The sequence below is a fragment of the Pseudomonas imperatae genome, from assembly GCF_057128625.1.
Genome location: NZ_JBSKHP010000004.1, coordinates 1 through 5,423 on the forward strand (window position 1 = coordinate 1; position 5,423 = coordinate 5,423).

3 protein-coding genes are annotated in these 5,423 nt (G+C 67.4%); all 3 read right to left on the reverse strand.

Annotated features, from left to right (window positions below):
• Positions 1-136 precede the first annotated feature (136 nt).
• The 3 genes from ACWKWX_RS06330 to ACWKWX_RS06340 all read right to left on the reverse strand — a co-directional run bounded on the left by ACWKWX_RS06330 (position 137) and on the right by ACWKWX_RS06340 (position 4,920).
• Positions 137-1,123: a WD40/YVTN/BNR-like repeat-containing protein gene (locus tag ACWKWX_RS06330; protein WP_473006827.1), complete on the reverse strand. Its 987-nt coding sequence runs from the start codon at positions 1,121-1,123 to the stop codon at positions 137-139.
• Positions 1,124-1,530: 407 nt separating this feature from the next.
• Entirely contained in the window at positions 1,531-2,898 is a 1,368-nt protein-coding gene (locus tag ACWKWX_RS06335; protein ID WP_483827239.1) for a DUF1329 domain-containing protein, read from the reverse strand.
• Positions 2,899-2,910: 12 nt separating this feature from the next.
• Complete coding sequence (locus ACWKWX_RS06340; RefSeq protein ID WP_483827240.1) at positions 2,911-4,920, reverse strand: DUF1302 domain-containing protein; 2,010 nt, start codon at positions 4,918-4,920, stop codon at positions 2,911-2,913.
• Positions 4,921-5,423: the final 503 nt, after the last annotated feature.

A 5,423-nucleotide genomic window follows, 5' to 3' on the forward strand; every position in this document is an offset into this window, starting at 1 on the left:
GTGGCTTGCCAGAACAGGAAGAGGCTGGCCAGCAGGCAGAGGATGATGACCGAAGGACGGTTGTTGAAGATCAGGCGCTCAAGGAACGTGGCCTTGTCCTGGTGGTGGCTGCTCATGGAAATCTGCTCCCGGACGGTCATGGTTGGCCCACCTTCTGAAGGCTGGCCTGTTGCTGGCCGAGGTCGGCGCCGTTGGCCGCGGTGACCCGCACGCCGCCCTGCCCGGCCACCACCAGGGTGCCGCCGGCACCGCCGGTAACGGCCGACAGCGACAGGCGGTCGGGGCGGTTGAACAGGCTGAAGGTCTTGCCGTCATCCTTGCTGCGCAGCACCGTGCCGCTGTTGCCCACCAGCACCAGGGTGCCGTCGTCCAGGCGCGTGGCGCCCGACAGGGCGAACTCCAGCGGACCGCGCGGGCCTTGCAGGGGCACGTTGGCCCAGGTGTCGCCGAAATCGGTGGAGCGGAACAGGTTGCCGCGCAGGCCGTACACCAGCAGGGTCTGCGGTTCGCCGGTGGCCAGCAGGCCGAACAGCGAGCCCTCGTAGGGCCCCTGGACCTTTTCCCAGCTTTGCCCCCAGTCGCGGGAACGGAACAGGCTGCCCTGCTCGCCGACGATGAACAGGCCGGCGTCCTTCACCGCGCCGATGGCGTTGAAGTGGAACTGGTCGGGGTTGTCGACGCGGTCGCTGACATCCTGCCAGTGCTGGCCGCCGTCGGTGGTGGTGAGCAGCGCGCCGTAGGCGCCGATGGCGAAGCCGGTGCTGGTGTCCTTGAACCACAGGTCGAGCAGCGGCGCCTGGCGCTTGAGGTCTTCGAACTGCTTGGTCCAGGTGGCGCCGCCGTCGGCGGTGGCGAGGATCTGCGCGTCATGGCCCACGGCCCAGCCATGCTGGGGGTCGACGAAGAACACCGCCGTCAGCAGCTGGCGGCTGGGCACCTTGGCCTGGGCCCAGGTCACGCCCTGGTCATCGGAGTACAGCACGTGGCCGCGGTCGCCCACGGCCACCAGGCGCTTGCCGGCGCTGACCACGTCCAGCACCAGGCCGCGCACGGCCTTGGCCGACTCCACCGACCACACTTGTGCATCCGCGCTGGGGTCGGCAGCCCGGGCCATGCCCGCCATGCCGCCCACCCCCAGCCCCACGGCCATCGACAATGCCACCCATGGGCGCCACGCGCCCTTCCCTGTGGCGTGCTTGCCACCACGCCTGACCGGCTCGCTCATAGCGCACTCCCATTATTGTTATTTGACCAGCCTGGGTGGGGGTTGGCTGAAACCAGCACGCCAGAGCCCCGCGAAAGCTGGTCTATCCTAGCCAGCCCGGAAACGGGCTGACAACGCGCGCGGTGTGATCTTTCATTCGCCGGTGGCCCGCACGGCGCTTCCCCAACCCTAGCAGAAGGCCGCGCAGCTGCAGGCCAGAGCCTTGCCGGACCAGCCGCCAGCCGCGGCGGGCCGGGCTGTGCAGGCAAGGCTGAATGTCGGGCCATCATCCGCCGTTATCGGGTACTTCTTTATCGAGTACCTATTTACCTCGTACCCATGCGCCGCAGCGCCGCCGGGCTGAAATCCGCCGCCGCAGGTATCGGCCGGCTGAAGTCCACGGTGCTGGCTTCCTCGTTGTCCAGGTGCTGCACGTGGTAGCGCCGCGCCTGCAGGTCATGGAACACGTCCAGCGCCGACCAGGTGGTGGGCAACTCGTAGAAGTTCTTCAGGTAGGCCATGGACACCCGCCACAGCTCGCCGCGGCCGTCATACTGGTCCACCACCGCGGCTTGCCAGCTGTCTTCGTCCAGGTACAGCCGGCGCTTGGCGTACAAGTGCCGCGCGCCGGGCTTGAGGGTGCCCTCCACCACCCACACGCGGTGCAGCTCGTAGCGGGTGAACTCGGGGTTGAGGTGGCCGGGCTTGATCAGGTCGGCGTATTTCACCGCGCGCTGGCCCAGGCGGTAGTTGTTGTAGGGGATGTACAGCTCCTGCTTGCCCACCAGCCGCCAGTCGTAGCGGTCGGGCGAACCGTTGAACATGTCGGTGTCGTCGGCGGTGCGCAGGCCGTCGGCGCTGCTGATGGGGGTGTCGTAGGCCAGGCTCGGTGCACGCCGCACGCGGCGCTGGCCGGGGTTGTAGATCCAGGCCTGGCGAGGCTCGCGCACCTGGTCCAGGGGCTCGTGCACCAGCACCACGCCACCGGCCAGGCGCGCCGGGCTGCGGATCTGGTTCAAATAGTAAAACAGCATGTTGTCATTGGTGTCTGCCGCAGGCTGCGGGTCGTAGAAGCGGAACAGGCCCTGCTGCTCGGCGACGATGGGCACGTAGCTGCCGTTGCGCTGCACCGCCACCTCGGCGGCGCGACGCTCCACGTAAATGCCGCGGTAACGGGCAACGTGGTTCCACAGCGCCTCGACGCCGCTGGCCGGAATGGGGAACGGAATGCCGCCCTGGGCACCGGTGAAGCCGTTGCCATCCGGCGCCAGCACGGCGTTGGCGGCGTTGTGGCGGGTGTTGTCGTACAGCCACTGGGGCGCGGCGCCGGTGCGCCGGCTCACGTACACCGGCATGCGGAACGTGTCGGGGTAGGTCTTGAACAGCGCCAGCTGGCCGGGGCTGAGGTGGTCACGGTACTGCGCCAGGTTGGCGGCAGTGATGGTGAACATCGGCTTGTCGGCGGGGAACGGGTCGACATGCGGGTGGCCGGAGCCGGGGTAGCCGGCAGGCGGGGTCACCAGGCCGCCGGTCCACGGCGGAATGGTGCCGGCGGCGTTGCCGGCCTTCTGCGCGCCCAGCGGGGTCAGGGTCACGCCCAGTTGCACGCCGCCCTGGGGGTCGGCCGCCAGCACCGGGGTGGCGAAACAGGCGAGCAGCACGGCCACGCCTGGCCATCTCGAAAATGTGAGCATGGTGGTTCTCCCTTAGAACGAGTACTTGACGTTGAAACCGATGTTGTCGCGGTCGCGCACGGCGTTTTTCTGCCCGCCGCCGTAGAACTCGGTGTATTGCAGCTCGGCTTCCAGGCTGTTCTGGTAGTTGGCCCGCAGCCCCGCCGAGTAGGCCTTGCGCCCCTCGATGAAATTGCCGGTGAGGTGCGAGTTGCCGCTGAAGTCGTCCTTGTAGGTCAGGAACGGCGAGACGTTGACGCCGCCCAGCAGGTTGTTCCAGGTGCCGATCACCATCAGCGTGGCGCCGTAGGCGTCCGGGGTAACCTGCGCGTCGCGGCCGAAGCCGACGCTGTAGCCGGCGTTGGCGCGGCTGGCGTAGTAGCGGCGGCTGCCGTCGAAGGCGGTGTACTGCAGGCTGCTGCCGCGCAGGTGCTCGGACGCCACCTCGGCCACGGCGTTGATGCCATCGAAGCCCCAGCGCGGGCCGAAGCTGTAGAGCGTGCCGATGGAGGCGTTGAACATCTGCACCCGCTCGCTGCTCTGCACCTCGTCGCCCAGGCGCACGTGCTTGCCGCCGATGTTCACCGTCTTGCCGTCGGCCAGCGGCCCGGCCTGGGCCAGCAGGTCGCCGACCAGGTCGCTGGTGGAGGCCATGCCGATGGGCATGTTGGGGCGGTAGGTGAATTCACCGAACAGCGCGGCCTCGCCCAGGCGGGTGTTGAAGCTTGCACCGAACATGCGGATGTCCTCGGCGAACTCGCGGCGGCCGCGCACCTGGTTGGCGACGTCGAGGGTGGCGACGCCGTTGGCGGCCTGGGTCAGGGCGGCGTTGTAGGCGGCGGCGACTTGCCCGGTGGGGTTGGCGGCAATCGCTGCCTGCAACTGCTCGCGGGACATATCCATCTGCTGCGCCACCTGCTGCTGGATGGCCGGCGCCGAAGCGGCCTTGATCTGGGTCAGGTTCAGCCCCTTGTAAGCCCCCAGGTCGGCATGGATGGTCGGCTCCTTGCTGTGATAGTTGACGAAGTAGAAGCCGAACTCGGTGTTGTTCAACTGCTCGGCGATGTACCGGAACGCCACGCCGAACTGGCCGTCGTTGCGGGCATTGATGTCGGGGCCGATGCTGGCGGCCTTGAGGTTGCCGTAGCGGTCGATGCCCCCGCCGCCCTGCAGGCCGCCAACGCCCAACGCACTGAGCCCCTGGTACAGGCCGGTGACCGCGCGCAGCGCCGGTACTTCGGCGTAGGCGGTGTGGCCGCCCTTGGCGAACAGGTCGGTCTCGGCGAAGTAGGTGCCCACCGGGTCGATGGCGGTTTCCTTCCAGTTGAACTGGTAGAAGCTTTCCACGGACAGGTTGTCGGTGAGGCCGACGCTGAAATTGATGGCCTCCACCGGCATCAGCACTTCCTTGAGCTCCGAGCCGGGCAGGCGGAACTTGGCGGCGTCGATGGGGTTGGTGGTGTTCACCCCGCCCCGGTAGAAGATGCCCTCGCCCCAGTTGAACACCTGCCGCCCCAGGCGCCCGGACACCGGCATGCCGGCCACGTCCCAGTCGCCGCGCACGTAGGCGTCGAGGATTTCCACGTTGCTGCCGGCGTGGTCACGGGTGGCGCGGCTGAAGTGGCGGTCGTCGGGGAAGTTCTGGCTGGGCTGGACCGGGTTGTTGTTGCGGTTGTAGTCGGTGTGGCCGTCCATGATGCGGCTGTCATAGAAGCCGCTGGCACGCAGGAACAGCCCATAGTTCCTGTAGGAGGTTTCCAGTTCACTGGTGAACTTGTAGACCGAGGAAACCAGCCCCGGGTCGAAGTTGCGATTGCCGTCGTTGGCGTTGATGTCATCGTTGCCCTTGTCCCGCCCCTGGACCCGCCACAGCTGCCCGTAGGACAGGGTGGTGTCCAGCGAGCCGCGCACTTCATCCTCCAGGAAACTGAATTCCACGGCCTCGGCGGGCACGCAGGCCAGGAACGGCAAAAGCCCCGCCAAGGTGTAGCCGGCGCGTGCCGGTGCCAGGCTTGGGGGTACCGCGACTGCATGGTTACGCATGGTGATCTCCCTGAAAATCTTATTGTTTTCCGAACCCGCAGGGTCAATCCGTAGGACATTTCCCAAGGTATGAAAAAAAGGCGGGTGCTGACCGGCAGATGAAGGTCAGGGAGGCAGAGTGCCAAGGGTAACGAGGGAGCGATAGCGCTAATGCGCCGGGGAGCGGATTTTCAGGAATACCCTACGCAGCAGGGTAAAACCTCCTACAAATCCAGGGTTTTCCTGGCGGGAACAACGCGACAGGAAGGTCAGTGCCCCGTAGCAGCTGCCGCAGGCGGCGTCCGGGGCCAACGCGGTGGGGCTGGAAGAAACGCGGTGCCTGGGGACGCGGCCTTTGGCCGCTGCTACGGGGGGGCTGCGTAGCAGCTGCCGCAGGCGGCGTCCGGGGCCAACGCGGTGTGGCTGGAAGAAACGCGGTGCCTGGGGACGCGGCCTTTGGCCGCTGCTACGGGGGGGCTGCGTAGCAGCTGCCGCAGGCGGCGTCCGGGGCCAACGCGGTGTGG